Raw genomic sequence first — 26,066 nt, 5'->3', positions numbered from 1 at the left:
GTGCTACGTTCGGCGAATGACTGAATCCGTCGCTCTCGACACGGTCGATCTGCACATTCTGCGGCTGTTGCAGAACGACGCCCGGACCACGTACCGGGAGCTGGCGGCCGAGGTGGGCGTCGCGCCGTCGACGTGTCTGGACCGGGTGACCCGGCTGCGCCGTACGGGCGTGATCCTCGGGCACCAGCTGCGGCTGGACCCCGCCCGGCTGGGCCGGGGTCTGGAGGCGCTGCTCTCCGTACAGGTGCGGCCGCACCGCCGGGAGCTGATCGGGCCGTTCGTGGAGCGGATCAGGTCACTGCCGGAGTCGCGGGCGCTGTTCCATCTGACCGGGCCCGACGACTATCTGGTGCATGTGGCGGTGGCGGACACGGCGGATCTCCAGCGGCTGGTGCTGGACGAGTTCACCTCGCGGCGCGAGGTGGCGCGGGTGGAGACGCGGCTGATCTTCCAGCAGTGGGAGTGCGGTCCGCTGCTTCCGCCGGTGCCGGGGGCGGGGTCCGGGCCGCTGCCGGGACAGGTCCGTTCCACCGATTAGATGGTGACGCGGGGCCCCTCATCGTATGAGGATGTCGGTATGCCAGACTCTTCCAGCAGCGCGCTGCCGCGCCAGATCGCCGACGCCTACGTCGACGCATTCATCGAACTCGACCCGATCTCCGGTACCTATCTCGGTGTCGCGGCAAGCTCGCGCCGTCTTCCCGACTTCTCCCCCGCCGGCCAGGAGCGGCTGGCCGCGCTGGCCCGTGACACGCTCGCGCGCCTCGACCGCGCGGAGGCGCTGCCCGGTGCCGCCGACGACGCCGAACGCCGCTGCGGCCGGCTGCTGCGGGAGCGCCTGACGGCCGAACTCGCCGTCCACGAGGCCGACGAGGGGCTGCGGGCCGTCTCCAACATGCACTCCCCGGCGCACTCGGTGCGGGACGTGTTCACGGTGACGCCCACCGAGACGGACGAGGACTGGGCGGCCGTCGCCGAGCGGCTGCGGGCGGTCCCGGCCGCGCTCGCCGGCTACCGCGAGTCCCTGGCGCTGGGTCTGGAACGCGAGCTGTACGGCAGCCCGCGCGCCGCGGCCACGTTCATCGACCAGCTCGACGAGTGGGTCGGGGACGGGACGAAGGGCTTCTTCCAGGACTTCGCCGCCGCCGGCCCGGACGCCCTGCGCGACGAACTGGACGCGGCGGCCGCGCAGGCCGCCGGCGCCCTGGACGAGCTGCGGCGCTGGATGCGCGAGGTGTACGCGCCCGCGATCGGCGACGCGTCCGACACGGTGGGCCGGGAGCGCTACGCCCGCTGGTCGCGCTACTTCAACGGCACCGACCTCGACCTGGACGAGGCGTACGCGTACGGCTGGTCCGAGTACCACCGGCTGCTGGCCGAGATGCGCACCGAGGCCGAGAAGGTGCTGCCGGGGGCGGGCCCCTGGGAGGCGCTGGCCCACCTCGATGTGCACGGCAAGCACATCGAGGGCGTGGACGAGGTCCAGGCGTGGCTCCAGGGCCTGATGGACGAGGCGATCGACGCGCTGGACGGCACGCACTTCGAACTGGCCGAGCGGGTCCGCCGGGTGGAGTCCCGGATCGCCCCGCCCGGCGGTGCCGCCGCCCCGTACTACACGGGCCCGTCCGAGGACTTCTCGCGGCCCGGCCGCACCTGGCTGCCGACCATGGGCGAGACCCGCTTCCCGGTGTACGACCTGGTGTCCACCTGGTACCACGAGGGCGTGCCCGGCCATCACCTCCAGCTCGCCCAGTGGGTGCACGTGGCGGACAGCCTGTCGCGCTACCAGGCGTCCATCGGGATCGTCAGCGCCAACGCCGAGGGCTGGGCGCTGTACGCGGAGCGGCTGATGGACGAGCTGGGCTTCCTGCCCGACGCGGAGCGCCGGCTCGGCTATCTGGACGCGCAGATGATGCGCGCCTGCCGGGTGATCGTGGACATCGGCATGCACCTGGGTCTGGAGATCCCGGCCGATTCGCCGTTCCACCCCGGTGAGCGGTGGACGCCGGACCTGGCCCAGGAGTTCTTCGGCAACCACAGCGGCCGTCCCGCGGACTTCGTGGAGAGCGAGCTGACCCGCTATCTGTCGATGCCGGGCCAGGCGATCGGCTACAAGCTCGGTGAGCGGGCCTGGCTGCTGGGCCGGGAGAACGCCCGCGCGGCGCACGGCGACGCCTTCGACCTCAAGGCGTGGCACATGGCGGCCCTGTCCCAGGGCCCGCTGGGTCTGGACGACCTGGTGGACGAGCTGTCGAAGCTCTGACACACCGGCGGCCCGGTCCCGGACACCCCCGGGGCCGGGCCGTCGTCAGCAGCCGCAGTCGGCGGTGCCGGCCGGCGCGGTGAGCGGGTCGGCCGTACGCCGCGCGCCGCCCTGCCGGGTCTCGTACGGGAATCCCTCGCGCGCCCAGTACTCGAAGCCGCCCAGCATCTCCTTGACCCGGTAGCCGAGCAGGGCCAGGGCGAGGGCGGCGCGGGTGGCGCCGTTGCAGCCGGGCCCCCAGCAGTACGTGACGACCGGCACGGCCGGGTCGAGGAGCCGGGGGGCCCGCTCGGCGACGAGCGCCGTCGGCAGATGCACCGCGCCCGGGATGTGCCCCTGGTCCCAGGACTCGGCGGACCGGGAGTCGAGCAGGACGAATCCGGGGTCGCCGTCTGCGGCGAGGGCGGCCGCCACGTCCGAGACGTCGGTGTGGAAGGCGAGCGAGGCACCGAAGTGGGCGACGGCGTCGGCCGGGGCGGCGGGCGGAACGTTCAGGACGGGGTGGGCGGCGGTGGCGCCGGGCTGGGAGGTCATGACAGAAAATCTACGAGCGGCACACCCGGCCCGGAAGGCGAGATCCCCGGCACCACTCTTGATCCGCCGGGGATTCCACGGTTCGCTGTCCGGATGAACGACTATTCCCCGGACGCCACGGACTGGCGCATTCTCGATGTCCTCCAGCGCGAGGGCCGCGCCTCGTACGCGGAGCTGGCGCGGGCGGTGGCGATGTCGCCGAGCGCCGTCACCGAGCGGGTCCGCCGGCTGGAGGAGGCCGGGGTGATCAGCGGCTACGCGGCGGTGGTCGATCCGGAACGGCTCGGGCTGCCGATCCTCGCCTTCGTACGGCTGCGGTACCCGAACGGCAACTACAAGCCGTTCCACGACCTGCTGGCGACCACGCCGGAGATCGTGGAGGCCCATCACGTCACCGGTGACGACTGCTTCGTGCTCAAGGTGACGGCCCGTTCCATGAGCCATCTGGAGACCGTGTCCGGGAAGATCGGCGCCCTCGGCTCCGTCACCACCAGCGTCGTCTACTCCTCGCCGCTGCCCGGCCGCCCGATCAGTCGCTGAGCCCCTCCGCGCGCAGCCGCACGGCCGACCCGTGCCGCTCCTTCACCACTTCGAGCTGGGCGGGGATACGGCGGCGCAGGTCGGCGACATGGCTGACGATGCCGACGCTGCGGTCCCGTTCGCGCAGCGAGTCGAGGACGTCCAGCACCTCGTCCAGCGTCTGGTCGTCGAGGCTGCCGAACCCCTCGTCGATGAAGAGGGTGTCCAGCCGTACGCCGCCGGCCTCGTCGGTGACGACGTCGGCGAGGCCCAGCGCCAGGGCGAGCGAGGCGAAGAACGTCTCGCCGCCGGAGAGCGTGGCCGTGTCGCGCTCGCGGCCCGTCCAGGCGTCGATGACGTGCAGGCCGAGCCCGGCCCGGCGGCCGCCGGTGCGGGCGTCGGAGTGCACGAGCTGGTAGCGGCCCGAGGACATGCGCCGCAGCCGGGCGGTGGCCGCCGCGGCGACCTGCTCAAGGCGGGCGGCCAGCACATACGACTCCAGGCGCATCTTGCGCGCGTTGTCCGCCGAGGTCCCGGCGGTCAGCGCGGCGAGCCGGGCGACGCGTTCGTACTCCTCGCGGACCGGACCCAGCGCGCGCACCCCGTGCGCCACGCGCTGCGAGAGCCTGCCGAGTTCGGCGCAGCGTTCCCGCGCGGCGTCGAGCCCGGCGGCGGCCTCGCGCAGCGCGCGCTCGGCCCGGTCGCACGCCTCGCGCGCCGCGTCCGGGGCGGCGGGCGGACGGGCGGCGGCGTCCCGGTCGGCGGTGTCCGCGAGCCGGTCGGCGACGGCCGCCCCCTCGGCCTGCCAGCCGTCGACGCGGTGCTGGAGCGTACGCTGCGCGGCGTCGTCGAGCAGCGTCGCCGCGGCGGCCTCCGGGGTGTCGAACCCGGCCCGGAACGCGGCGTCCGCGAGCCGGGCGTCGGCCTCCTTGAGCCGGGCGGCGGCGTTCTCCTCCTCGCGCACCGCACCGGCCGCGTCCACCAGCAGGGCGACCCGGCGCTGGAGGAGGGCGGCGTGCTCGGCGACGCTCGCGTGTCCGCCGCGCGCACGCTCCAGCACCTCGTCGACGCCGGTCTGCTCACGGTCCAGCGACTCGCGCCGCGAGGTCCGCGCGGCGGCCCGCTGTTCCACGCCCTGCCGCTGCTCCAGCCGCCGCCGCTGCTCCGCCTCGGCCCCGGCCAGCGCCTCGCGGGCGACGTGCGCCCCGGCGGCGGTCCGGTAGGCGCGCGCGTGCCGGTCGGCGAGGCCGTCCACGAGCGCGGCGAGGGCGGCGACGGTGGGCGCGGGCCCGCCGGCCGTGCCGGGTCCGCCGTCCGCCGTTTCGGTGTCCGGCTCCCCGGCCGCCTCCGCGCAGGCGGTCTCGTGGCGTTCGCGTACCAGTGCCAGGGCCTGCTGCGCCGCGGCGCGGGCCTTCTCCGCCTCGCGGTGGGCGCGTTCGGCGGCCTCCTCGGCCGCGCGGTCCACCTGGCCGTCGCCGGGGCGGGCCGGGGCGGGATGGTCCGTCGCGCCGCAGACCGCGCAGGGCGCGCCTTCGGTGAGCTGCGCTGCGAGTTCGGCGGCGATGCCGCGCAGCCGGCGCTCACGCAGGTCGAGCCGGTGTTCCTGGGCACCCACGGCGTGTTCGCGGGCGGCGGTCAGGGCCCGCTCGGCGGCGGTCACCCCGGCGGCCAGCTCGTCGCGGCGGCGGGCCGCGTCCAGGCGGCGGCGGGCCGGGTCGAGGCGGCGGGCCAGCAGTTCGGTACGGGTCGCCGCCTCCAGGGCCGCGTCCAGGCGGGCCCCGAGGTCCTGGCGGGTGGCCTCCCAGCCGGCGAGCCAGTCCTCCGTGTCGCGGGCGAGGTCGTCGTCGGCGCGGGCCTGCCGTTCCAGGGCGGCGCGCTCGTCGTGGATCTCGGCGGCGCGCCGCTCGGCGCGCCGGGCGGATTCGAGCCCGCCCAGCTCCTCGCGGAGCCGCCGTTCCAGGGCCGCCAGCTGCTCGGCGCCCGCGTCGGCCAGGTTCCCGGGCAGCCGGGTCCGGGCGTGGTCGCGGTCCTCGCGCGCCCGCCGGTACGCCCGCTCCGCCGCTTCGCGCAGCTCCAGGGCGGGGGCGACGAGGTCGGCCTTGCGGGCGCGCGCGAGGCGTTCGCGGGCCTCCTCGTGCGCGGCGCGGCCGGCCTCCAGGGCGTCGGCCCGCCGCCGGGTCTCGGCGTACCGCTGCTGGAGCGCGGCGAGTTCCCGTTCGGCGTCCAGGGCGCGGCGGGCCCCGGCGTGCCGTCCCTCGGCGGTGGCGAGGACCGACGCGGCGATGTCGAGCCGTTCGCGGGCGGCGCTGCGGGCGGTGGCGGCCCAGGTCAGGACGGCGTCGGCGAGGCCGGGGTCGCCGGGCCGGACCTCGGGCAGCGGGCACTCGCGGGCGGCGGGGCCGGCCGCCTGGGCGATGCGCTGGGCGAGCGCGAGGATCTGGTCGTCACCGGCCTTGACCTGTGCCTCGGCCGTCCGGCGCAGTTCGGCGAGGTGTTCCTCCACGGCGGCGAAGCGCCGGGTGTCGAAGAGCCGGCCGAGGAGCCGGCCGCGGGCCTCGGCGTCGGCGCGCAGGAAGCGGGCGAAGTCGCCCTGGGGCAGCAGGACCACCTGGCAGAACTGCTCGCGGCTCATGCCGAGGAGCTGGGTGATCTCCTCGCCGATCTCCTGGTGCGACTTGCTCAGCGCGCGCCAGCCGTGCTCGGGGTGGTATTCGCGGAGCCGGCTCTGCGCCTTTTCCGTGGTGTGGCCGCTGCCGCGCTTCTTGGGGCGGGTGCGGGCGGGGCCGCGGGTGATCTCCAGGCGGCGCCCGCCGACGGTGAGGTCGAGCCGGACCTCGGTGGGCAGGTCCGCCGGGGCGTGGTCGCTGCGCAGGGAGGTGCCGGGGCTCTGCCGGGCGCCGGGGACGGCTCCGTACAGGGCGTAGCAGACGGCGTCCAGGACGGAGGTCTTGCCTGCGCCGGTCGGCCCGTGGAGCAGGAAGAGGCCGGCGGCGCAGAGCGCGTCGAAGTCGATCTCCTGCGTGGTGCCGAAGGGGCCGAACGCGGTGATGCGCAGGGTGTGGAGCTTCACCGGTTCACCTCGCGGACGCCGTCCTCCACGCGTACGTGGTCGAAGGCGCCGCGCAGCACCGCCCGTTCCCGCTCGTCGGTTCCGCAGCCGCCCCGGACGTGGGCCACGAAGTCCTCCGCGATGCTCTGGTCGTCGCGTCCGCGCAGCCGGCGGGCGTACGAGGTCTCGGGGTCGTCGGGCGCCCGGTCGGGTTCGAAGACGAGGCCCAGGGTGTGCGGGAAGCGTTCGGCGAGGCGGGCCATGGGCTCGGCGGGGCGGACCGGGTCGGTGAGGGTGGCCTCCACCCAGGCGTCCTCGTGGCGGTCGAGGGCCGGGTCGTCCAGGAGTGCGTCGAGGCGGCCCCGGATGCGGGCGAGGCGGCGGGGCACCGGGCAGTCGACGCGTTCGCCGGTGACGGTGCCGGAGGCGTCCAGGTCGATGAGCCACATGGTCTTGCGGTGGGTGGCCTCGGAGAAGGAGTAGGCGAGCGGGGAGCCGGAGTAGCGGACCCGGTCGGTGACGGACTGGCAGCCGTGGAGGTGGCCGAGGGCCACGTAGTCGACGCCGTCGAAGACGCCCGCGGGCACGGCGGCGACGCCGCCCACGGTGATGTCGCGTTCGCTGTCGCTGGCCTCGCCGCCGGCGACGAAGGCGTGGGCGAGGACGACGGAGCGGGTGGTGGCGGGGCGCCCGGCAAGGTCGGCACGGACGCGGTCCATGGCGGCGGTGAGCACGGCCTCGTGGCCGGCCCGTCCGGCCTTGAGGACGTCCTTGGCCAGGGCGGGTTCCAGATAGGGGAGCCCGTAGAACGCCACGTCCCCGTGGGCGTCGGGGAGCACGACGGGCGTGCCGCAGTGCGCGGGGTCGGTGCGCAGATGGATGCCGGCCCGGCCGATGAGTCCGGCGCCGACGCCGAGCCGGCGGGCCGAGTCGTGGTTGCCGGAGATCATCACCGTGGGCACCCCGGCGTCGGCCAGGCGGTGCAGGGCGTCGTCGAAGAGCCGTACCGCGCTGAGCGGGGGGACCGCGCGGTCGTAGACGTCGCCGGCCACGACGACGGCGTCGACCTCGTGCTCGCGGACCGTGTCCACCAGGTGGTCGAGGTAGGCGGCCTGGGCGTCGAGCAGGGAGACCCGGTGGAACGACCGGCCCAGGTGCCAGTCCGATGTGTGCAGAATCCTCAAGACCCGGCTCCGGTCCGCATCGTTCGCTTCCTCCGCCCCTGTGCCCTCACGCCCCCAGTGTCCCATCACGCCGGGGGCGCGCGGTCCGCGTCAGGCGTCGTCGTACGCCTCGCCGCCCAGTTCCATCCGGGCCTCGCCGGCCGTGGCGTCGGCCAGCCAGCGGCGGAAGTCCTCCACCTCGGCGTCCGGCAGCCCGATCTCGATCGTCACCTCGGCCGCGTACCGGACCTCGCGTACGGTCCGCCCGGTGGCCCGCAGTTCGTTCTCCAGCCTGCCCGCCCGCTGGTGGCCGACCGTGACAGTAGCGAGCCGGAAGCGGCGGCGGGTGCGGGTGCCGAGGGCATCGAGGGCTTCGCCGACCACTCCCCCGTACGCCCGGATCAGACCGCCGGCTCCGAGTTTCACGCCGCCGTAGTAGCGGGTGACAACGGCGACGGCGTAGCAGACCTCGCGGCGCGTCAGCATCTGGAGCATGGGGACTCCGGCGGTGCCGCCGGGCTCGCCGTCGTCGCTGGCCTTCTGCACGGAGGCGTCGGCGCCGATCACGTACGCGTAGCAGTTGTGGGTGGCGGTCGGATGCTCCCTGCGGACGCGGGCGACGAACTCCTGCGCCTCCTCCTCGGTGGCCGCGGGGGCGAGCGCGCAGATGAAGCGGGACCGGTTGATCTCGCTCTCGTGCACGCCCGCGCGGGCGACGGTCCGGTACTCCTCCTGCATGCCGCCACCCTATGCGTACTGCGGGAATGGCCGGGACGGACGGCCGGTTGTGCGGTGCATGGACGCAGCGGCGGAGACGATCCGCAGGATTCTGGAAGACACCGGCGACACCTGGGCCGTGGTGGGGCTGTCGAACAACCGGGCGCGCGCGGCCTACGGGGTGGCCGAGGTCCTCCGGCGCTTCGGCAAGCGGGTGGTGCCGGTGCATCCGAAGGCCGAGGCGGTGCACGGCGAGCAGGGGTACGCCTCGCTGGCGGAGATCCCGTTCCCGGTGGACGTGGTGGACGTCTTCGTCAACAACGACCTGGCGGGCGCGGTGGCCGACGAGGCGGTCGCGGCCGGCGCCCGCGCGGTCTGGTTCCAGCTCGGCGTGGTGGACGAGCAGGCGTACGAGCGGACGCGGGCGGCGGGCCTGGACATGGTGATGGACCGCTGCCCCGCCATCGAGATCCCCCGGCTCGGCTAGGAGGCGTCCGGGGCACGGACGCCCAGGCCCTCGACGACCTCGGCGCCGGGCAGGGCGGCGAGCGCCTTGCCGGTCACGATGAGTTTGCCCCGGCGTGAGCCGCTGCCGATCAGGACCCATTCCTCGTCCACGACGGCGGAGTCGATGAGCAGCGGCCAGCCGGCCGGAAGTCCGACGGGGGTGATGCCGCCGTACTCCATGCCGGTCTCGCCGACCGCCGTGTCCATCGAGGCGAAGCGCGCCTTGCGCAGGCCGAGGTGCTTGCGGGCGACGCCGTTGACGTCGACGCGGGAGTGCGACAGGACGAGGCAGGCGGCGAAGGTGACGTCGGCGCCGCGCCTGCCGGAGAGGACGACGCAGTTCGCCGAGTGGTCGAGCAGTTCGGCGCCGTGGTGGGCGACGAAGGCGGCGGTGTCGGCGATCTCCGGGTCGGTGTCCACGTGCAGCACCTGATCGGGGGCGATGCCTCCCCAGCCCGCGCCGACCGCGGCGGCCACGGGGGCGGTGAGCAGGTCCCGGCGGTCGGTGGCGGGGAGGGCGTTGTCGAAGGAGCCGAGGGGTGCGCGCATGCGCGTCACGCTAACAGCGGAGCCCGGCGGCGCGGCGGGCGTCTCATCCGACGGGCGGGATGCTGACGGCCATGCCGAGTTCGACGATGTCCTCGCCGTCGTTGCGGTAGGCGTGCGGGTGGTGTGCCGCGAAGGTGGCGGAGGTGCCGGCGGGCACGGCGTACGGGGTGTCGTCGACGACCAGGGTGAGGGTGCCGGTGGTGACGTGGAGGAGTTCGACGGTGCCCTCGGGGTGCGGGTCGGAGCGGCTGCCCTCGCCGGGCATCAGCCGCCAGGACCAGAGTTCGAGGGGTCCGCGCGCCTCCGTGCCGACCAGCAGGGTGGTGCTGCTGCCGGCCTCGGTGGACCAGAGGCGCACGGCCTGGTCGGCGGGGACCAGGCGGACGTGGGAGCCCTGTTCGTGGTCGAGCAGGGTGGTGATGCTGACGCCGAGCGCGTCGGCGAGCTTGACCGTGGTGCCGACGCTCGGGTTGGTGCGGGCCTGCTCGATCTGGATGATCATGCCCCGGCTGACTCCGGCGCGGGCGGCCAGCGTGTCCAGGGTGAAGCCGCGCTCACCGCGCCAGCGCTTGAGATTGCGCGCGAGGGACTGGGTCAGCTGATCGAGATCGGTCACGTTGCGTCCAATATCTTCTCTGGCGTGGTCGATCATTCTGCACCACGGTGGGCCGTGCCCACCCGCCGGAGCCGGTACGGGAAGCGCGGCGGTTCAGCTCTCTTCGAGCTCCGCCACCGCCAGCAGCTGTTCCGGGGTCACGCCCTCGGGGATCGGCACCGGGGCCGGTGTCCGCAGGGGCGGTTGCCAGCCCTTGTCCGGATGCCAGCTGCGTACGACGCGGGCGGGCGCGCCCGCCACGACCGCGCGGTCGGGCACCTCGCCGCGGACGACGGCGCCGGCGGCGACGACCACGTTGCGCCCGATCCGGGCGCCGGGCAGGATCACCGCGCCGGTCCCGATCCAGCAGCCGGGGCCGATGGAGACGGGCTCCATCCGGGGCCACTGCTTGCCGACCGGCTGGTGCGGGTCGTCGTAGCTGTGGTTGGTCGAGGTGATGTAGACGTACGGCCCGCAGTACGTGTCCGCGCCTATGGTCACCGTCGTGTCGGCGACGACATGGCTGCCGCGCCCGAGCACGACTCCGTTGCCCAGGGTGAGGATCGGCTCGGGGCCGAGGTCCAGGTCGGGCATCAGCCCCGCGGTCAGCGTGACCTGTTCGCCGATGACGCAGTGGTCGCCCAGTTCGATCCACGGCTCGCCGAACACGGTGCCCTGCGGGAAGGCCAGCCGGGTGCCCGCGCCGATCCGGCCGAACCGCAGCCCGCCGGGGTGTTCGGCGGTGACCGCGCCCGCGTCCCTCGCCCAGCGCCAGCAGCGGTGGACGGCCCCGGACAGGGCGCGCCGCCGCCAGGCGGTCAGGGTGGCGAGGGTGTTCCGGTGGGTGGGCACGGGCTCACGGTAGTCCGCGCCTCCGGGGCGGGCGCGCGCTACGGCCTGTGATCTTCACCCCAACGGCCCGGTGGTCCGGCCGGGCGTCGCATACGGTGTGCCCGAGCCACGGCACCGGGACACGGAGGAGCGCGCGATGGCGGAGCAGGCGTTGGTCATGGCCCTGGGCGGCAAGGAGCCGCGCATCGACGCGGACGCGTTCACGGCGCCGACCTCGGTGGCGATCGGCGACATCACGATGGCCGCGGGCTCCAGCCTCTGGTACCAGGCGGTGCTGCGGGCGGACTGCGGTCCGATCGTGATCGGCGCGGACTCCAACATCCAGGACAACTGCAGCGTGCACGTCGATCCCGGCTTCGCGGTGACGGTCGGCGAGCGGGTGTCGGTGGGGCACAACGCGGTCCTGCACGGCTGCACCGTCGAGGACGACGTCCTGATCGGCATGGGGGCGACCGTCCTCAACGGCGCGCACATCGGCGCGGGTTCGCTGATCGCGGCGCAGGCCCTCGTGCCGCAGGGGATGCGGGTGCCGCCGGGCTCGCTGGTGGCGGGCGTCCCTGCCCGGGTGAAGCGGCCGCTCACCGAGGAGGAGCTGGCGGGCGTGCGCTTCAACGCGGTGGGTTACGTGGAGCTGGCCAGGGCGCACCGCGAGGCGTGCGGCGGCTGAGGCGGGCGGCCGGGTCGAACGGCGGCAGGGTCGAACGGCGGCCGGTTCAGTCGGCGGCCGGGGCCGGTTCGGCGGTGGTCGCACAGTGGGCGGCGGCCTTCTTGGCGCGGTTCTTGAGGATCAGCATCGAGGAGAGGCCGATCAGGACGGCGATGCCCAGGCCCAGGTAGGAGAACCGCTTGAGCCAGGCCTCGGCGACGACGCCCACGGAGTAGATGACGGCCGTGGTGCCGCCCGCCCAGGTGATCCCGCCGAGCACGTTGGCGACGAGGAACTTCCAGTACGGCATGTGCAGCACACCGGCCAGCGGTCCGGCGAAGATGCGCAGCAGGGCGACGAAGCGGCCGAAGAACACGGCCCACATGCCCCACTTCTGGAAGGAGCGCTCGGCCAGGGCGATCTGGCTTTCGCCGAAGTGCCGGGGGAACTTTCCGCCGAGCCAGGCCAGCAGTGGGCGGCCGCCCTTGCGGCCGATGGCGTAGCCGATCGAGTCGCCGATCACCGCGCCCGCGGTGGCGCAGGCGCCCAGAATCCAGGGGTTGACGCCGTCGTGACCGGCGGCCAGGAGCGCCGCGCTGACCAGGACGATCTCACCGGGCAACGGGATGCCGAGGCTCTCCAGTCCGATGACGACGCCCACCAGGAGGTAGACGCTGATCGCGGGGACGGTCTCCAGCCACTCCTGGATGTGCAACGCCGTTTCCTCCGTAGTGATCCCGGTTCGTCCGCCGGGCGGCCCACACGGGCCCGGCGCACGGCGGGCAGCCTACCCTTCGCGCCGCCGGGGCCGACAGCGCGAAGGGCCGCCCGGCACCGGTGCGGTGCGGGGCGGCCCTCGGGGTGTCCGACAAATCCCTGCGGCGTACGGGTCAGGAGTGGGGGCGCAGCGTCCAGATCACCGTCATCTCGCCGGTCACCGCACCGTCCGCGCGCCGGATCTCCACCGTGACGGGGAACTCGGGGCGTTCGCCCGCATCGAGTTCGGCGACGACCTCGGCGGCGGGGCGGCCGAGGGTGGCGGTCGCGGTGACCTCGCCCATGGCCAGCTTCTTGTAGCCGATCTCGGCGCGCACCGCGAGCGGCACGGCGCGGGAGAGCTGGTCGCCGAACGCGGCGATGACGATGGCGCCGCTCGCGGACTCGGCCAGCGTGAACATGGCTCCGGCGTGGGGTCCGCCGACGTGGTTGTGGTAGTCGGGCTGGTCCGGCATGCGAATCACCGCGCGCTCGGCGGTGCTCTCCAGGAATTCCAGGTTGAGGGTGCGGACCATCGGCACGGTCGCGGCGAGCATCTCGCCGGCGGTCATCTGTTCAGCGCTCATGGAGCTGATGTTACTCACGGGTAGGAGGCTTTGGCCATGCCTTCGCGGCCGGTTCCCGGCACCGGTCCCCGTCTCCTTCACCGTTCGCACACAGGGGCGGACGTGGCACGCCGCGCGGGGCCCCTCTATCGTTACTGGCCATGTGGCCAGGACAGCAGCCGCCCGGGGGCGAGCAGAACCCGCAGGACCAGAACCAGAACCCGTACCAGCAGCCGGGGTACCAGCAGCCGAATCCCTATCAGCAGCCGGGATATCAGCAGCAGGGCCAGCCGGGGCAGCAGCCCGGTTACGGCTACCCGCAGCAGGGCGCGCCGGGGGGTTACGGACAGCTCAACCCGTACCAGCAGCCGACGGCTCCGCAGTACGCGGTGCCCGGCCCGCCCGGCCCCGCGCAGCCGGGCAACGACAAGAAGAAGACGACGATCATCGCCATCGTCGCGGCGACCGCGGTCGTGGTGGCCGCCGGGGTCACCGGCTTCCTCGTGCTGAACAAGGACGACGACAAGGACGGCAAGAACGTCGCGGGCAGCGGCAAGACGTCCGCGTCCGCCAAGCCGTCCGAGCCCGCCGCGTCCGCCTCGCCCGAGGAGAACCCGCGGGGCGGCGAGGACGCCAAGCCGCAGATTCCGGGCTGGAAGGTCGTGACCAACCCCAAGTGGGGCACGCAGTTCGACGTTCCGGGCGACTGGGAGGTGTCCTCGCCGAGCACGCTGTCCTACTTCGAGGACGAGAAGAAGGACGACGGCTCGCCGCTCATCGGCTTCACCGGCCCGGCGGACCTCAAGCAGGAGTGGTGCACGGACGACGCCGACAAGGACGGCACCAAGGACAAGTACAGCCTGGCCGGGGCCGGCACCCGGGGCGCCCAGGGCGCGACGGACGCCGATGTGAACGCCCGGAACGAGGCCGGCACCTGGGCCTGGGCCGCGTTCGCGCAGCACATGCCCAAGAAGAGCATCAAGATCAGCAAGCCCAAGCAGTACACCACCAAGTCGGGCCTGACCGGCAGCCTGGTCACCGCCACCGCGCCCAACGTCAAGAAGCGCTCCAAGTGCACCACCGACGGCAAGACCTACGCCTTCACGTTCAAGAACAGCAAGGGCGAGTTCTCCTCCTGGGTGCTGTACGCCGCGGCGGGCGTCGACGACGAGCTGCCGAACGCGACCATCGAGAAGATCCTGAGCACGGTGCGCATCGTGCCGGCCACCGAGACCGGGGCCGAGTCCTGAGCCGGGTCCTGAGCCGGGTCCTGAGCCGGGTCCGACAACTCGGTTGCGTGGCGGGGGCGGGACCGCGATAGTCCCTGGGTGACCGACGCAGCCTCCCCCGCTCCCCGCTCCGCCCGGCCCGTTCCGGCGAGCCGCAACTACCGGCTGCTGACCGCCGCCTCGATCATCACCGGCCTGGGTACCCACGGCGCGCTGATCGCGGCGGCGTTCGCGGTTCTCCAGGCGGGCGGCAGCGGCGGTGACGTCGGTCTCGTCGCCGCCGCCCGGACCGTGCCGCTGGTCCTCTTCCTGCTGATCGGCGGGGCGATAGCGGACCGGATACCCCGGCACCGGGTGATGGTCGCGGCCAACGCCCTCAACTGCGTCTCGCAGGGCCTGTTCGCCCTGCTGGTCCTGGCGGGCGACCCGCGGCTGTGGCAGATGATGGTGCTCACCGCGCTGTGCGGCACCGGTCAGGCCTTCTTCAGCCCCGCCGCCGAGGGCATGCTGATGTCCAGCGTCAGCGGCGAGCAGGCGAGCCGCGCCTTCGCCCTCTTCCGGATGTCCACCCAGGGCGCCGCGATCGGCGGCGCGGCCCTGGGCGGTGCCATGATCGCGGCCATGGACCCCGGCTGGGTGCTCGCCGTGGACGCCGCCGCCTTCGCCGTCGCCGGTGCCCTGCGCGCCTTCCTCGACGTCAGCCACGTCCCGGAGCGGGCCCCCGGCGGCGGGCTGCTCGCGGACCTGCGGGACGGCTGGAAGGAGTTCACCGGCCGCCCCTGGCTGTGGGCCATCGTCGCGCAGTTCTCCGTCGTCGTCGCCGCGGTCGGCGCCGCCGAGGCCGTCTACGGGCCGCTGGTCGCCCGCGACTCGCTGGGCGGCGCCCGGCCCTGGGGCTTCGCGCTCGCCGCGTTCGGCGCCGGCAACCTGGCCGGGGCGCTGCTGATGATGCGGTGGAAGCCGCGCCGGCTGCTGCTGGCCGGCACGCTCTGCGTCTTTCCGCTGGCCCTGCCGTCGGCCGGGCTCGCCGTGCCCCTGTCCGCCACCTGGCTGTGCGTGGTGATGTTCGCCAGCGGTACGGCGATCGAGGTGTTCGGCGTCTCCTGGATGACGGCGATGCACCAGGAGATCCCCGAGGAGAAGCTGTCGCGCGTCGCGGCCTACGACTGGTTCGGCTCGGTCGCCATGGTGCCGGTCGCCACCGCCCTGGCCGGACCCGTCGAGTCCCTGGTCGGGCGCGGCACGGCGCTGTGGGGCTGCTCCGCGCTGATCGTGCTCGTCACCGCGGCGGTGCTGTTCGTGCCGGACGTACGCAATCTGACCCGCCGGACCGCGTCCGTCGAGGTGGCCGCCGCCCCGCCCGCGCCGCCCGCGTCAGCCGATCCGGAAGGCGCCCTCGGGCGGCTCGGGTGAGGCCACCGCGTCCTCGTCGCCCACCGGCCGGGCCCCCTTCATGAACGCGGCCAGCGCCACGCCGTGCTCGACCCGCGCCGCGAAGGCGTCGGCCGCGCACCGCCGGGCCAGGGCCGCCGTGTCCAGCGGGGCTCGGGAGGCGACGAGGACGACGTTGCCGAAGCGCCGGCCGCGCAGCACGCCCGGCTCCGCGATCAGCGCCAGCTCGTCGAAGACGGCCGCGAAGGTCGCCAGCTGCGAGCGCAGGAAGCCGAAGGGCGGCCCGTCCGCCAGGTTGGCGGCGTAGACGCCGTCCGGGCGCAGCGCACGGGCCGCCGCGCGGGCGTAGGGCACGGAGGTGAGGTGGGCGGGCACCCGTGAGCCGCCGAAGACGTCCGCGACGAGCAGGTCGAGGGAGCCGGGGGCGGTCTCCTCCAGCCGGGCGCGGGCGTCCGCCGCGTGCACGGTGACCCCGCTGTCCGCGGGCAGCGGCAGGTGTTCGGCGACCAGTTCGAGCAGGGCCCGGTCGGCGTCCGCCACGTCCTGCCGGGAGCCGGGGCGGGTGGCCGCGACGTAGCGGGGCAGGGTGAGCCCGCCGCCGCCCAGGTGCAGGACGTCCAGCGGTTCGCCCGGGGCCGCCGCGCAGTCAACGACATGGCCGAGCCGCCGGGCGTACTCGAACTCCAGGTGCTCCGGCGCGTCCAGGTCGACGTACGACTGGGGTGCGCCGTCGACGGTGAGCAGCCAGGCCCGTTCGCGGTCCACGTCGGGGAGCAGCCGGGCGGTGCCGTGGTCGACGGCGCGGATGACGGGGATGGGCTCGTTCACTCCCCCATTGTGCGGGGCCCGCCTCCCCCGGAGTGCTCGGGGGAGGCGGGCCGTGGTGCGCGGCGGCGGCTCAGAGCAGCTCCGAGACGGTGCCCGCGCCGACTGTGCGGCCGCCCTCGCGGATCGCGAAGCCGAGGCCGGGCTCCAGCGGGATGTCCCGGCCCAGCTCGACGGTCAGGGTGACCGTCTCGCCGGGGCGGGCGATGCCCGCCTCGCCGAGGTCCACGTCGCCGACCACGTCGGCGGTGCGGATGTAGAACTGCGGCCGGTATCCGGTGGCGACCGGGGTGGTGCGGCCGCCCTCGCGCCCCGACAGGACGTACACCCGCGCGGTGAAGCGCCGGCTCGGGGTGACGCTGCCCGGCGCCGCGACGACATGGCCGCGGCGCACCCGGTCGCGCTCGATGCCGCGCAGCAGCAGCGCGACGTTGTCGCCGGCCTCGGCGGACTCCATCGGCTTGCCGAAGGTCTCCAGGCCGGTGACGACGGTCTCGGTGTCGGCGCCGAGCACGGCGACCCGGTCGCCGACCCGGACGGTGCCGCGCTCCACGGCGCCGGTGACGACGGTGCCCCGGCCGGTGATGGTCAGAACGTTCTCCACCGGCAGCAGGAACGGCGCGTCGGTGTAGCGGACCGGCGTCGGCACATAGGTGTCCACGGCGTCGAGCAGCGCCTCCACGGCCCCCGTCCAGCGCGGGTCGCCCTCCAGCGCCCGCAGGCCGGAGACGCGTACGACGGGCGCCGCGTCGCCTCCGTAGCCGTGCGCGGTGAGCAGTTCGCGCACCTCCAGCTCGACGAGGTCGGTGAGTTCGGGGTCACCGGCGTCCGCCTTGTTGAGCGCGACGACGATGTGGTCGACGCCCACCTGGCGGGCGAGCAGCACGTGCTCGGCGGTCTGCGGCATGATCCCGTCGAGCGCGGAGACGACGAGGATCGCGCCGTCGAGCTGGGCGGCCCCGGTGACCATGTTCTTGATGTAGTCGGCGTGGCCGGGCATGTCGATGTGCGCGTAGTGCCGGGTGTCGGTCTCGTACTCGACGTGCGAGATGTTGATGGTGATGCCGCGCCGGGCCTCCTCGGGGGCCCGGTCGATGCGGTCGAAGGGCACGAAGGAGCCGGTGCCGCGGTCGCTGAGCACCTTGGTGATGGCGGCGGTCAGGGTCGTCTTGCCGTGGTCGACGTGGCCCATGGTGCCGATGTTGAGGTGGGGCTTGGTCCGCACGTATGCCGTCTTGGGCATGGTGGATTCCTTGGGATGCGAAGCTGAGGTGGGACCCCGTGGTCCGGCCGACCCTCCCCTCGCGGGGTCCGCCGGACAGACAGTCGGGGGAGGGTCAGCTTCGGGCGCCGCCGAGGGGCGCCGCGGCAGCGGCGACCGCTGCTTCGAGGGCGTTCACGGCAGCCTTCGGCGCGTCCGCGACTGCGGACGGCGCTGCGGGCAAGGCGTACCGGAACATGCCCCGATCATCGCGGACGGCCGGCCGCCGCGTCGAACGAATTACGGCGGGCGGTACGGGGATTGGGCGCGGGCCGCCCGGCGGGTCCCGGTGGATCGGGCGGGGCGCGTTGCGGCGATCACCCACGTTTGTCGGTTACTCTCCCCGAATGCTCGACGCCGTCCCCGCCACCCGGCCCTCCCCCGGCCTCGCCGTGCGCTGCACGCGGGTGCTGCTCTCGCCGTGGTCCCGGTTCTCGCTGCTGGTCGCCGTGCTGGTGGCCGCGGCGACGGCGATGCTGCTGCTGGAGCCGCAGCGGCTGGTGACGTCCGGCCGGATCGGGGAGCTGAGCGGCGGTGCCACCGCGGTGGTGCTGTTCGGTCTCGCGTACGGGGTCTGCACGGTGGCGTTCGTGCCGCGTCCGCTGCTGAACCTCGCGGCGGGTGCGCTGTTCGGCGCGCAGGCGGGTCTCGCGGCGGCCCTCGGCGGCACGGTGCTGGGCGCGGGGATCTCGTTCCTGCTGGGCCGGGTCCTGGGCCAGGACGCGTTGCGCACGCTGGTGCGGGGGCGCTGGCTGCGGGCGGCGGACGGGCAGCTGAGCCGGCACGGCTTCCGCTCGATGCTGGCGCTGCGGCTGTTCCCCGGTGTGCCGTTCGCCGCCGTCAACTACTGCGCGGCCGTCTCCCGCATGAGCTATCCGGCGTTCCTGGTGGCGACCGGACTGGGGTCGATCCCGAACACGGCCGCGTATGTCGTGGCGGGCAGTGAGGCGTCGTCGCCGACCTCGCCGGCGTTCCTCGCGGCGATGGGGTTCATCGTGCTTACGGGGGCCGGTGCGATGGTCGTCGCCTGGCGGCGCCGCCACCGGCTGAGCGGCTGAGCGGCTGAGCGGCTGCCGGGCGACGGGCCGGGGCGCGCGGGGGTTGTCGCCGGCTGTTCATCCGGGGGCGATACGCTGCCCGCGACCGACTGACGGAACCGGGCCCGGCACGGCCCTGTCCGCGTACGACCCCAATCCGCATGCCGCCGGGCGCCCGACGCCGCCGGCCGCTGCATGAGTACTCCGGGATGGCCCAAGCCCCATGAGCTGGTTCGAATCGTTCGTCCTCGGCCTCGTCCAGGGACTGACCGAGTTCCTGCCGATCTCCTCCAGCGCGCATCTGCGGCTGACCGCCGCGTTCGCCGACTGGCAAGACCCGGGCGCGGCCTTCACCGCGATCACCCAGATCGGCACGGAGGCCGCGGTCCTCATCTACTTCCGCAAGGACATCGCCCGGATCGTCTCGGCGTGGTTCAGGTCGCTGACGGACCGTTCGATGCGTGGTGACCACGACGCCAAGATGGGCTGGCTGGTCATCGTGGGCTCGATTCCGATCGGTGTGCTCGGGCTGACCTTCCAGGACCAGATCGAGGGCCCGTTCCGGGATCTGCGGCTGATCGCCACCACGCTGATCGGGATGGGCATCGTCCTGGGTATCGCGGACCGGCTGGCCGCGCGCGACGAGAAGGGCGGCAGGCACCGGGCCGGCAAGGAGCGCAAGACCCTGCGCGAACTGGGTGTCAAGGACGGCCTGATCTACGGCTTCTGCCAGGCGATGGCCCTGGTTCCGGGCGTCTCGCGGTCCGGCGCCACGATCAGCGGCGGTCTGCTGATGGGCTACACCCGCGAGGCGGCGGCGCGCTACTCGTTCCTGCTGGCGGTCCCCGCGGTGCTCGCCTCGGGCGTCTTCGAGCTGAAGGACGCGGGCGAGGGGCACGTCGCCTGGGGGCCGACGATCTTCGCGACGTTCATCGCCTTCGGCGTGGGCTACGCGGTCATCGCGTGGTTCATGAAGTTCATCACGACCAAGTCCTTCATGCCGTTCGTGATCTACCGGATCATCCTCGGGATCCTGCTGTTTGTGCTGGTGGGGGCGGGTGTACTGAATCCTCACGCGGGCGAATCCGGCGGCTGACAGGGCCGCCGCGCGGGGTCCCGATCCAGCATTTCCGTGCACCTGAACTCAGCATCGCGCCATGATCATCTCCCACTATTCTCCCAGTCGTCTCCCACTGGGGAGAGAAAATGCACCCTCTTAGGGCGTGTGCGTCCGCAAAGTAGGGGATGACGCGGAAGGGCCCGCACGCCCGTGCGACCCTTCCGCGCAGAGGGTGGAGCGGGTCAGCTGGGGTTCATGTCCGGCCCGGATGAGTGAGTCCGATGTTCTCAGAGGCGGGGTCCCGCCGGTAATGCTCCAGGATTGAACGCTAAGGAATGATCTTGAGGGTCGGCCGAGATACGACCGAAAGGGATGGCAGGACCACCGCCCGTGCCTGAACCGGCGTTCGCCGAGCAAGACGCGTACGACCCCAGTTCACTCCGACAGTGTGTCGCCTTCGCGCCAGGTCGTCGCCGAGGCCGAGCCCGGCGAGTTGCTGCGCGGCGTCGGGGACGGTCTGGCGGCGCGGTGGGTGCTTGGCAAGCCACACGCGCAGTGCCTCGGTGACGGCCGCCTCGATGGTGGTGTTGTGGACCGCAGTCGTGAGGCTGAGCTGTTGCTGGAGGCTCTTCGGGATCGTGGTTGTGAGGTCCGCCTCGGGTTCCCAGCGCCCGCGAGCCGTGCGCGGAGACGGTCGTTGAGGGCTTTGGAGGAGATCACTATCGTGCCCACCGCACAGAGACCTTGCTCCTCCCACGGCAGCGTCCTCGGGGCCGACGGGCAGCTGCACTATGCCGCCTGCGGAGAAAGTCCCGAGCAGTAGACTTGATCTTCATGAGTGCCACGTCACGACGAGTCCCTGGGGAAATGGCCCTGGGGCCGTTGATGCGCTGCTACGGGTATCGCTTCACTCGGGCCGGAACAGTCAAGGGAGCTGAGCCATCTGGCGATCCCGCAGACGTTGCGGCAGCTCACCGCGAGGGGTGGCCGGTGCATGAGCGCGAACAGTGGGCTGCGCCTGAGATCGTCGAGCGTGCCGTCTCAGCGGCCGCGGTGCTGAATGAGGATACGGTGCTCCCGGCGTTCGTCGCCGGGTTGGGGTCCGCCCCGCGCGGGCGGCAGACGGTGATCTCATACGGATGGGCGCGCTTCCTCAGCACGGCGCCGCAAGACGAAGAAGGTGTCCCTGATTGCGGTCTGAAGCCGGTGTCCGAGGTCGACGTCACAGAAGTGCTGCTGCGTCTCGCACTCGGCTGGGCGTGGAACGAGATGCCGGAGGACTATCTGCCGGACCTGGAAGCCGCCGCAGCAGAAGGGCTGCCTCGGCCGGAAGAGGACGACCGCGAACGGATGCGTGCGTTGCTCGGTCTCATCCGCTCAGCGCCGACGGGGATGAGACCGAGCGAGCTGGAGAAGGAGGTCGCGCGGGCGAAGATCGTGCCCGGTACTGACAAGTATCAGCGGTACGGCATCCTCATCGGACTTGCCGAGATCGGGGTGCTTCCCAGCCCAGCCCTGCCGCCGATGTGGGACCGATTCATCCCCACCGCCGAGAGGCACGCCGCATCCCGCAGGCTACGCGGCGCGCCACGCTCGGACATCACGATGCCACTCGCAGGATGGCGTGGAGGCATCGACGAACAACGAGCCTCATGGCTGCTGGACACATGAGAGCCGCATGACGCCGCCAGGAACGTCGTGAGCACTAGTACTTCAGCAGGATTTTGGTGTCTGACCTGGTCTTTCGCCGGGTGGCGGGAGTGTAGCGGTATGTCGGTGGCCAGGACTCTTCCGACCTCGTGGCGGGCGGCGGGCTGCTTGTTCTTGCGGCCGGGCGGCCGGCCCGGTCCGGGGTGGGTGGGTTTCGGTGCTTGTGCTGGTGAGGGGGTCTTCGTGTGGAGGTTCCGGAACCCGCGCCGGACGCGGGCGGGGGTGAGCTTGTTCGGTTCCGCCGGCTTCTCCCAGGGGTGGCGGAGGTCTGCGACGAGCGGGCGGGCCAGGCGGAGCTGGGTGTGCGCGGCGATCACGACCCAGGTCCAGCGGTCGGCGGCCGCCAAGTCGCGCAGGCGGGGTCGGGTCCAGCCGAGGGTCTGCTTGAGCAGGCGGAAGGTGTGCTCGATGTCGAAGCGGCGGAGGAAGGATTGCCAGCATCGGTCGACGCCGGCCGGGGCAGCGCCGGTGCGTGACCACCAGAGCCAGACTGGGCGGTTCACCCCTCCGCTGGGCAGCTTCTCGACGGCGAGGCGGATCACAGTGCCTTCGAGGAGCGGCAGTTCGTCGTCGTGGTCCAGCCAGGCCGCGCGGCGGGTCAGCCTCGGGTGGAGCCGGTCCCAGGCCCGGGCCACGGCGGTGCCGTAGCGGCGGGTGGCGGTGGTGGTCACCGCCTGCTCGTCGCCCCAGGTGGCGGGGTCCCCGAAGACGAACCCGCCGCCGTGTTTGGGCGGCCGGCCTCCGGCCGGGTGGGCCGCGTTCCACTCGGCGCGGGTCGGCGCATCACCCGGTCCGAGCGGAGCCGGCCGAGGACCTGCACCGGTAGGTCGCCGAGCAGGTGGGCGATGCGCGGTGCGTCGTAGCCGGCGTCCATCACCACCAGGACCCCCGGATCACCGGCCTTCCAGCGCCCCGCCGCGATCAGCCGCACCACCACGTCGCGGAGCGGTCCGGGCAGGTCCCGGCGTCCGGCCGCAGCCACGGCGAGACGTCCACCGCGAGCACCAGGCGGCCGTCGGCGGCGCGCGGCAGAAACAGGCCGGCCAGCTCGGTCCGCAGCCGTTCGACGTCGAGGCGACCCCGGTTCAGCGCGCCGTACAGGGCTCCGTGGCCGCGCCGGTGCTCGGGAGCCAGCGCCGGCCCGACCAGGGTCTTCACCGGCCCGTCAGCACACAGCACCGCGTCGGTCAGCTCGAACAGCGCGTCGCGCCGCCCGGTCAGGCAGCCGTAGAAGACCCCCCGGAAGCGTGGCAGTTCCGCGAACGGCTCGCCCCGAACACCCTGTTCCACCACAATCACCAGCACGGCCTTCGCGTCAAGTCCTGCAACCCTTAGTCGAGTTCAGGATCACGCGAAGGCCATGCCCACGCCCCGGAGACACCCGAACGAGTGATCACCGGGCCTGCTTGTTCGAAACCGGGCGTTGAACGGCAAGCTTCAGGCCTCAATGGTCACTTTGACCAGCGTGTCGTCGCGGTCGAACCGAACGGCGGGCCAGTAGCCGTCCAGCATGTGCCCGCCGCAGGAGTCGGTGAGGTGCAGGAGCACGTCGCCATTGCTCTCGGCCACGATCGTGTCCAGCAGCAGGTCGTCATGGGCCTCGGCAAGGTCCTCCGCGGTTGCAGCCCCCTGACTGAAGGCGTGTACGACCGCTTCGACGGCTCGTCGTTTCAGGTCTCCCCGCCACTCGACCACCTGGCGGAGCCGGGGCAGCAAACGCCGTACCTCCGTCGGGTCGATCGTGTCGATCAGGAACGCCACGCGCCGGCCGTCCAGTTCGCAGGTCGAGGTATAGAACGGACCGACTTCTGGCTGACCACCGGCGTAGCTGTGCACCGTGCGCGTGAATACGCCAAGCGCATCGTCCATGATCTCTTGGTCCGCCCCGGAGGCACCGCCGGAGGTGCCGGGAAACTCAGCCATGCGGGCCACTGTAGGCCCAACCGACCTCGGTCGTAGGTGTGTCAGTACGAGCGTCCGGCCAGGGTCCAGCCACGAGGGGACGTCGACGGTGAGCACCAGGCGGTCCCGGGTCCGCTTGTTCGGAGCCAGACGTTAAACGACAAAACGACAAGGTGAAAGAGCGTTTTGTCCTGGAGGGAGTGTTTGGTAACGCAGCGCTGCCGTGGATGATTGCGGGGTGTTGGTTCGAGTAGAAGCGGTGGGACAGGTCGCCGATGGGCGCGCGACGGTTCGGGTGCGCTCGGAGGTGGGTGCCGCTGCGGCGTTCTGGTGCGGCGGTCCGACGGGAGTGGGCCGCGAACATCATGTGGAGTGGACTGTTGAAGAGGACGTGGCCTGGGGCGGCAACGCTCGACCGGCCACTTCATTGTCTCCCGGGGTGGATGAGGAGGAAGGCGGTCGGATCGTCTTTCGGGGGCGGCTGGGCCTGACGGGCGATGGCGGAGCCATGCTGGAAGTAGCTGGAACCCATATCCTGTTCGACCTCGCCGACCCGCCGCCGTCGACTGCTGTCGATGGAACGTGGGTCGAGATCAGTGTGGATCGAAACAGCGTCAGCCTGTGGCCCTACCTGCTGTGATTCACAGGAGCACGACGCTGCCGCCGTTCAGCTGTCGCGCCAGTTGCGGGTTGATTCGCGGGTGAGTCTGCGGCTCATGAGGTCGATCATCGCTATGTTAATCATGGCTTCGGAGCGGTGTGGGTGGGTTTCGTAGTCGCGGGCGAGGCGGCGGTGGTGCATGAGCCAGCCGAACGTCCGCTCGACGACCCAGCGCCGCGGAATCACCTTGAAGCCCTTCTGGGCGGGGTCGCGGCGGATGACTTCGACGTCGATGCCGAGGCGGGCGCCGTGGTCGATGGCCTTGGTGCGGTAGCCGCTGTCGGCCCACGCCTTCGTGACGCGAGGGTGGCCTTCGGCAATGTCCGAGAGCAGGCGGATTCCGCCGACGTTATCGGAGACACTGGCAGCGGTGACCAGCACGGCCAGAAGAAGGCCGACGGTGTCGACGCCGATGTGCCGTTTGCGGCCCGCGATCTTCTTGCCCGCGTCGATGCCCTGGCCGGCCGCGGGCACGTTGGCCGAGGTCTTGATGCTCTGGGCGTCGAGGATGCAGGCGCTGGGCTCGGCGTCTCGACCCTCGGCCTTCCGGACCAGCCGCCGCAGGAGTCCGTTGAGCTGGTCGAAGACGCCGTCTCCACGCGGCGGCCGCGAGCTACCTGACCGGGCCGGTCACCAACCTCTTCCCACACCTTCTCCGTCACGCCTGCGCGACCCACAACTATGAGCGCGGCATGACGCTGTGGGAGGTCCAGCGCGTTTTGGGCCACCACTGGGCCACCACGACTCTTCGGTACATGGCGACTGCACAGGCCGACCCCGAGCATGCCAATGTGGCAGCGAGCTCGCGGGCGGCCCAGCGCCTGGTGATGGACAAGGGGAACCTACGGTGAAGTGGAATCTGAGGATGGTGGCCGCTCAGCGGGACCTGTGGCGTCCCACCGAGTTGCTGGAGGCGTTCAAGACGGTCGGATTCACGCCATCGCTGAGCAAGGTCGCCGCGATGTGGAGCGGCACACCGGTCACGGTGCGGCTCGACGATCTGGACAAGATCTGTACGGTGCTGAACTGCACGGTGGGTGATCTGCTCCAGGCCGAGCCCCTGGAGGCCGCTGCGGGAGAGAGCGAAGCCCTGCCGAAGGCCGTCGGAGCCGAAGGCTCCGACGGGGGTCCTGTACGGCCGACGCCTCGTCGACAGGGCAGCCGTCGCACACTGCCGCCGAACTGACAGATGCGGGCAAGCTCTCATCCCGCTCAGTGCCCAGACTGTAGGGGCTGGGGGGGCGCTCGGCCTGACTGTGTGCCAGGGGTGCGCGGAATGGCGGAAGAACATCCTGAGCAGGGCGTATGTCTGCGCTGCCGTCACACGGGATACCTTAACTCCGACCGTCTGTGCCGGGCATGCCTGCACGCTGTTCGGCTCGACGCCGACGCCGCGTGGGTCACTGACCCGGACGGCGCCGGCCCGCGAAGCCGCCAGCTGATGTTCCTCTACTACGGCCTCGCCCCCACCTACGCCCAACCCCTGAAGAAGTACGACAGGCGCAGCGGCCGCACTGGCGTCGACCAGCGCGAGCGGCTCCACTGGGTGGAGCACATACGCGCGGCCGCGGCCCCGACGCGGGACGACCCGGCGGTCCTCCCGCCCGCTGCCCCGGGGCAGCTACCGCTCTTCCCGGTCCGCCGGATGCTGTCCATCGATGTCTGCCGTCGCATTCTGCAGAGGCCGCTTGCCGGCTACGGCGAGGTCGTCGAGCACACCGCTGCGTTCGCAGCGGACACCGGCATCAGCAAACCCATGCAGCGCAAGCTGCACGAGATGCTGCGCCTCGCGCTCGCCGTGCGCGACGCCGACGGCGACGACCTCGTCGATGAGCTGGTGCTTGACGACATCCCCAACTACGGCCGGTCCGTCCGGGCGATCCTTCTGCGGGCGGAGATGCTCAGGCTCCTGCCAGAGCCGCGCGAACCCGAGCGCCCCCAGCGCCCACGGACGTCACGGACCACGCGCCGCGTCTGGGCGCCCCGGGCGATGACACCGAGGTCCTGCAAGCAGTGCGGCTCTTGATTCGCAGCGAAGATAGAGGCCACCTGCGAGCTGCTCATCCTTCGCCCGGACGAGAGGAAACAGCACTGCTTCCACGGGAGCGTGCGACCGCTGCCGCCGCGTCGGCCTGCCGCTCGCCGACGGACACTGTCGCGGATGCCGATGGCACGTAGCCATCCACGGTCCAGGGGACATCACCCGGTGCGGGACGCAGTTGTGGCTCGGTGCACCGGTCCCAGCACCTACAAGCCTGCGTCACTCGCAGTTG

General features: G+C 72.5%; 25 protein-coding genes and 3 pseudogenes. 14 read left to right on the top strand and 14 right to left on the bottom strand.

The features are described 5' to 3' along the window. Nucleotides 1–16: 16 nt before the first annotated feature. Both DNK56_RS15465 and DNK56_RS15460 read left to right on the top strand, forming a co-directional pair. Complete coding sequence (locus DNK56_RS15465) at nucleotides 17–538, top strand: Lrp/AsnC family transcriptional regulator (RefSeq protein ID WP_111334381.1); 522 nt, start codon at nucleotides 17–19, stop codon at nucleotides 536–538. A gap of 39 nt (nucleotides 539–577) precedes the next feature. Next, nucleotides 578–2,263, top strand: a complete 1,686-nt coding sequence (locus DNK56_RS15460) for a DUF885 domain-containing protein (RefSeq protein ID WP_111334379.1) — start codon at nucleotides 578–580, stop codon at nucleotides 2,261–2,263. 45 nt (nucleotides 2,264–2,308) lie between these two features. On the opposite strand, the gene DNK56_RS15455 is transcribed toward DNK56_RS15460, so the two are convergent. Continuing rightward, the gene (locus tag DNK56_RS15455) at nucleotides 2,309–2,797 is read right to left on the bottom strand and encodes a rhodanese-like domain-containing protein (RefSeq protein WP_111334377.1); all 489 of its coding nucleotides are present in this window, start codon (nucleotides 2,795–2,797) and stop codon (nucleotides 2,309–2,311) included. A gap of 93 nt (nucleotides 2,798–2,890) precedes the next feature. Between DNK56_RS15455 and DNK56_RS15450 the strand changes: the two genes are divergently transcribed. Next, the gene (locus DNK56_RS15450; RefSeq protein ID WP_111334375.1) at nucleotides 2,891–3,337 is read left to right on the top strand and encodes an Lrp/AsnC family transcriptional regulator; all 447 of its coding nucleotides are present in this window, start codon (nucleotides 2,891–2,893) and stop codon (nucleotides 3,335–3,337) included. On the opposite strand, the gene DNK56_RS15445 is transcribed toward DNK56_RS15450, so the two are convergent. The 3 genes from DNK56_RS15445 to DNK56_RS15435 form a co-directional block, all read right to left on the bottom strand. Then, nucleotides 3,327–6,386, bottom strand: a complete 3,060-nt coding sequence (locus DNK56_RS15445; protein WP_111334373.1) for an AAA family ATPase — start codon at nucleotides 6,384–6,386, stop codon at nucleotides 3,327–3,329. The two genes, DNK56_RS15450 and DNK56_RS15445, sit on opposite strands and share 11 nt — an antisense overlap. Continuing rightward, nucleotides 6,383–7,549, bottom strand: coding sequence for an exonuclease SbcCD subunit D (locus DNK56_RS15440; protein WP_111334371.1), 1,167 nt, complete (start codon nucleotides 7,547–7,549; stop codon nucleotides 6,383–6,385). Before DNK56_RS15440 ends, DNK56_RS15445 begins: the two co-directional genes overlap by 4 nt. Nucleotides 7,550–7,639: 90 nt before the next feature. Beyond that, the gene (locus tag DNK56_RS15435; protein ID WP_111334369.1) at nucleotides 7,640–8,266 is read right to left on the bottom strand and encodes a YigZ family protein; all 627 of its coding nucleotides are present in this window, start codon (nucleotides 8,264–8,266) and stop codon (nucleotides 7,640–7,642) included. A 58-nt stretch (nucleotides 8,267–8,324) separates the two neighbouring features. Here DNK56_RS15435 and DNK56_RS15430 point away from each other — a divergent pair, with 58 nt between their 5' ends. Continuing rightward, complete coding sequence (locus DNK56_RS15430) at nucleotides 8,325–8,732, top strand: CoA-binding protein (protein WP_111334367.1); 408 nt, start codon at nucleotides 8,325–8,327, stop codon at nucleotides 8,730–8,732. Here DNK56_RS15430 and DNK56_RS15425 read toward each other — a convergent pair. The 3 genes from DNK56_RS15425 to DNK56_RS15415 form a co-directional block, all read right to left on the bottom strand. Further along, nucleotides 8,729–9,301 carry a YbaK/EbsC family protein gene (locus tag DNK56_RS15425; protein WP_111335837.1) on the bottom strand — a complete coding sequence of 191 codons (573 nt, stop codon included), beginning with the start codon at nucleotides 9,299–9,301 and terminating at the stop codon, nucleotides 8,729–8,731. The two genes, DNK56_RS15430 and DNK56_RS15425, sit on opposite strands and share 4 nt — an antisense overlap. Nucleotides 9,302–9,344: 43 nt before the next feature. After that, a complete protein-coding gene (locus DNK56_RS15420) occupies nucleotides 9,345–9,917 on the bottom strand; it encodes a helix-turn-helix domain-containing protein (protein WP_111334365.1) in 573 nt (190 codons plus the stop codon). A gap of 93 nt (nucleotides 9,918–10,010) precedes the next feature. Next, nucleotides 10,011–10,748, bottom strand: coding sequence for an acyltransferase (locus DNK56_RS15415; protein ID WP_111334363.1), 738 nt, complete (start codon nucleotides 10,746–10,748; stop codon nucleotides 10,011–10,013). A gap of 136 nt (nucleotides 10,749–10,884) precedes the next feature. On the opposite strand from DNK56_RS15415, the gene DNK56_RS15410 reads away from it, so the two are divergent. Continuing rightward, entirely contained in the window at nucleotides 10,885–11,415 is a 531-nt protein-coding gene (locus DNK56_RS15410) for a gamma carbonic anhydrase family protein (protein WP_111334361.1), read from the top strand. Between the two features lie 46 nt (nucleotides 11,416–11,461). On the opposite strand, the gene DNK56_RS15405 is transcribed toward DNK56_RS15410, so the two are convergent. Beyond that, on the bottom strand, nucleotides 11,462–12,109 hold the full coding sequence (locus tag DNK56_RS15405) for a DedA family protein (RefSeq protein WP_111334359.1): 648 nt from the start codon (nucleotides 12,107–12,109) through the stop codon (nucleotides 11,462–11,464). Between the two features lie 175 nt (nucleotides 12,110–12,284). After that, on the bottom strand, nucleotides 12,285–12,722 hold the full coding sequence (locus DNK56_RS15400; protein ID WP_111334357.1) for a DUF4442 domain-containing protein: 438 nt from the start codon (nucleotides 12,720–12,722) through the stop codon (nucleotides 12,285–12,287). A 155-nt stretch (nucleotides 12,723–12,877) separates the two neighbouring features. Here DNK56_RS15400 and DNK56_RS15395 point away from each other — a divergent pair, with 155 nt between their 5' ends. Both DNK56_RS15395 and DNK56_RS15390 read left to right on the top strand, forming a co-directional pair. Next, complete coding sequence (locus DNK56_RS15395) at nucleotides 12,878–13,966, top strand: hypothetical protein (RefSeq protein WP_111334355.1); 1,089 nt, start codon at nucleotides 12,878–12,880, stop codon at nucleotides 13,964–13,966. A gap of 78 nt (nucleotides 13,967–14,044) precedes the next feature. Beyond that, a complete protein-coding gene (locus DNK56_RS15390) occupies nucleotides 14,045–15,358 on the top strand; it encodes an MFS transporter (protein WP_111334353.1) in 1,314 nt (437 codons plus the stop codon). On the opposite strand, the gene DNK56_RS15385 is transcribed toward DNK56_RS15390, so the two are convergent. Next, entirely contained in the window at nucleotides 15,320–16,165 is an 846-nt protein-coding gene (locus tag DNK56_RS15385) for a spermidine synthase (protein ID WP_111334351.1), read from the bottom strand. The genes DNK56_RS15390 and DNK56_RS15385 overlap by 39 nt on opposite strands. A gap of 70 nt (nucleotides 16,166–16,235) precedes the next feature. Continuing rightward, nucleotides 16,236–17,405, bottom strand: a complete 1,170-nt coding sequence (tuf, locus tag DNK56_RS15380; protein WP_111334349.1) for an elongation factor Tu — start codon at nucleotides 17,403–17,405, stop codon at nucleotides 16,236–16,238. 365 nt (nucleotides 17,406–17,770) lie between these two features. Here tuf and DNK56_RS15375 point away from each other — a divergent pair, with 365 nt between their 5' ends. From DNK56_RS15375 to DNK56_RS15360, 3 genes are all read left to right on the top strand, one after another. Further along, nucleotides 17,771–18,481: a TVP38/TMEM64 family protein gene (locus tag DNK56_RS15375; RefSeq protein ID WP_111334347.1), complete on the top strand. Its 711-nt coding sequence runs from the start codon at nucleotides 17,771–17,773 to the stop codon at nucleotides 18,479–18,481. A gap of 202 nt (nucleotides 18,482–18,683) precedes the next feature. Then, the gene (locus DNK56_RS15370; protein ID WP_111334345.1) at nucleotides 18,684–19,556 is read left to right on the top strand and encodes an undecaprenyl-diphosphate phosphatase; all 873 of its coding nucleotides are present in this window, start codon (nucleotides 18,684–18,686) and stop codon (nucleotides 19,554–19,556) included. Between the two features lie 954 nt (nucleotides 19,557–20,510). After that, nucleotides 20,511–21,191 (top strand): hypothetical protein, encoded by a 681-nt coding sequence (locus DNK56_RS15360; protein WP_199563860.1) that lies wholly within the window; start codon nucleotides 20,511–20,513, stop codon nucleotides 21,189–21,191. 110 nt (nucleotides 21,192–21,301) lie between these two features. On the opposite strand, the pseudogene DNK56_RS15355 reads toward DNK56_RS15360, so the two are convergent. Both DNK56_RS15355 and DNK56_RS15350 read right to left on the bottom strand, forming a co-directional pair. Continuing rightward, nucleotides 21,302–22,529 (bottom strand): annotated as a pseudogene (locus DNK56_RS15355) (transposase); the annotation flags it as partial. A gap of 138 nt (nucleotides 22,530–22,667) precedes the next feature. Further along, on the bottom strand, nucleotides 22,668–23,153 hold the full coding sequence (locus DNK56_RS15350) for a hypothetical protein (RefSeq protein WP_111334341.1): 486 nt from the start codon (nucleotides 23,151–23,153) through the stop codon (nucleotides 22,668–22,670). A 238-nt stretch (nucleotides 23,154–23,391) separates the two neighbouring features. Between DNK56_RS15350 and DNK56_RS15345 the strand changes: the two genes are divergently transcribed. Then, nucleotides 23,392–23,772, top strand: coding sequence for a hypothetical protein (locus DNK56_RS15345; RefSeq protein ID WP_241989883.1), 381 nt, complete (start codon nucleotides 23,392–23,394; stop codon nucleotides 23,770–23,772). A 27-nt stretch (nucleotides 23,773–23,799) separates the two neighbouring features. Here the strand turns inward: DNK56_RS15345 and DNK56_RS15340 are convergent. Then, nucleotides 23,800–24,387: pseudogene (locus DNK56_RS15340) on the bottom strand (IS5 family transposase); the annotation flags it as partial. Between DNK56_RS15340 and DNK56_RS15335 the strand changes: the two are divergent. From DNK56_RS15335 to DNK56_RS15325, 3 genes and pseudogenes are all read left to right on the top strand, one after another. Beyond that, nucleotides 24,378–24,644, top strand: a pseudogene (locus tag DNK56_RS15335) (tyrosine-type recombinase/integrase); the annotation flags it as partial. The pseudogenes DNK56_RS15340 and DNK56_RS15335 overlap by 10 nt on opposite strands. After that, the gene (locus tag DNK56_RS15330; RefSeq protein WP_199563749.1) at nucleotides 24,641–24,979 is read left to right on the top strand and encodes a helix-turn-helix domain-containing protein; all 339 of its coding nucleotides are present in this window, start codon (nucleotides 24,641–24,643) and stop codon (nucleotides 24,977–24,979) included. The pseudogene DNK56_RS15335 and the gene DNK56_RS15330, both read left to right, overlap by 4 nt. A gap of 255 nt (nucleotides 24,980–25,234) precedes the next feature. Beyond that, nucleotides 25,235–25,819: a hypothetical protein gene (locus DNK56_RS15325; protein ID WP_111334336.1), complete on the top strand. Its 585-nt coding sequence runs from the start codon at nucleotides 25,235–25,237 to the stop codon at nucleotides 25,817–25,819. The last annotated feature ends 247 nt before the right edge of the window (nucleotides 25,820–26,066 follow it).

The sequence above is a fragment of the Streptomyces sp. AC1-42W genome (genome assembly GCF_003248355.1).
In the GTDB taxonomy this organism is placed as follows: Bacteria; Actinomycetota; Actinomycetes; order Streptomycetales; family Streptomycetaceae; genus Streptomyces.
This window is presented reverse-complemented; position numbering and strand designations above follow the sequence as displayed.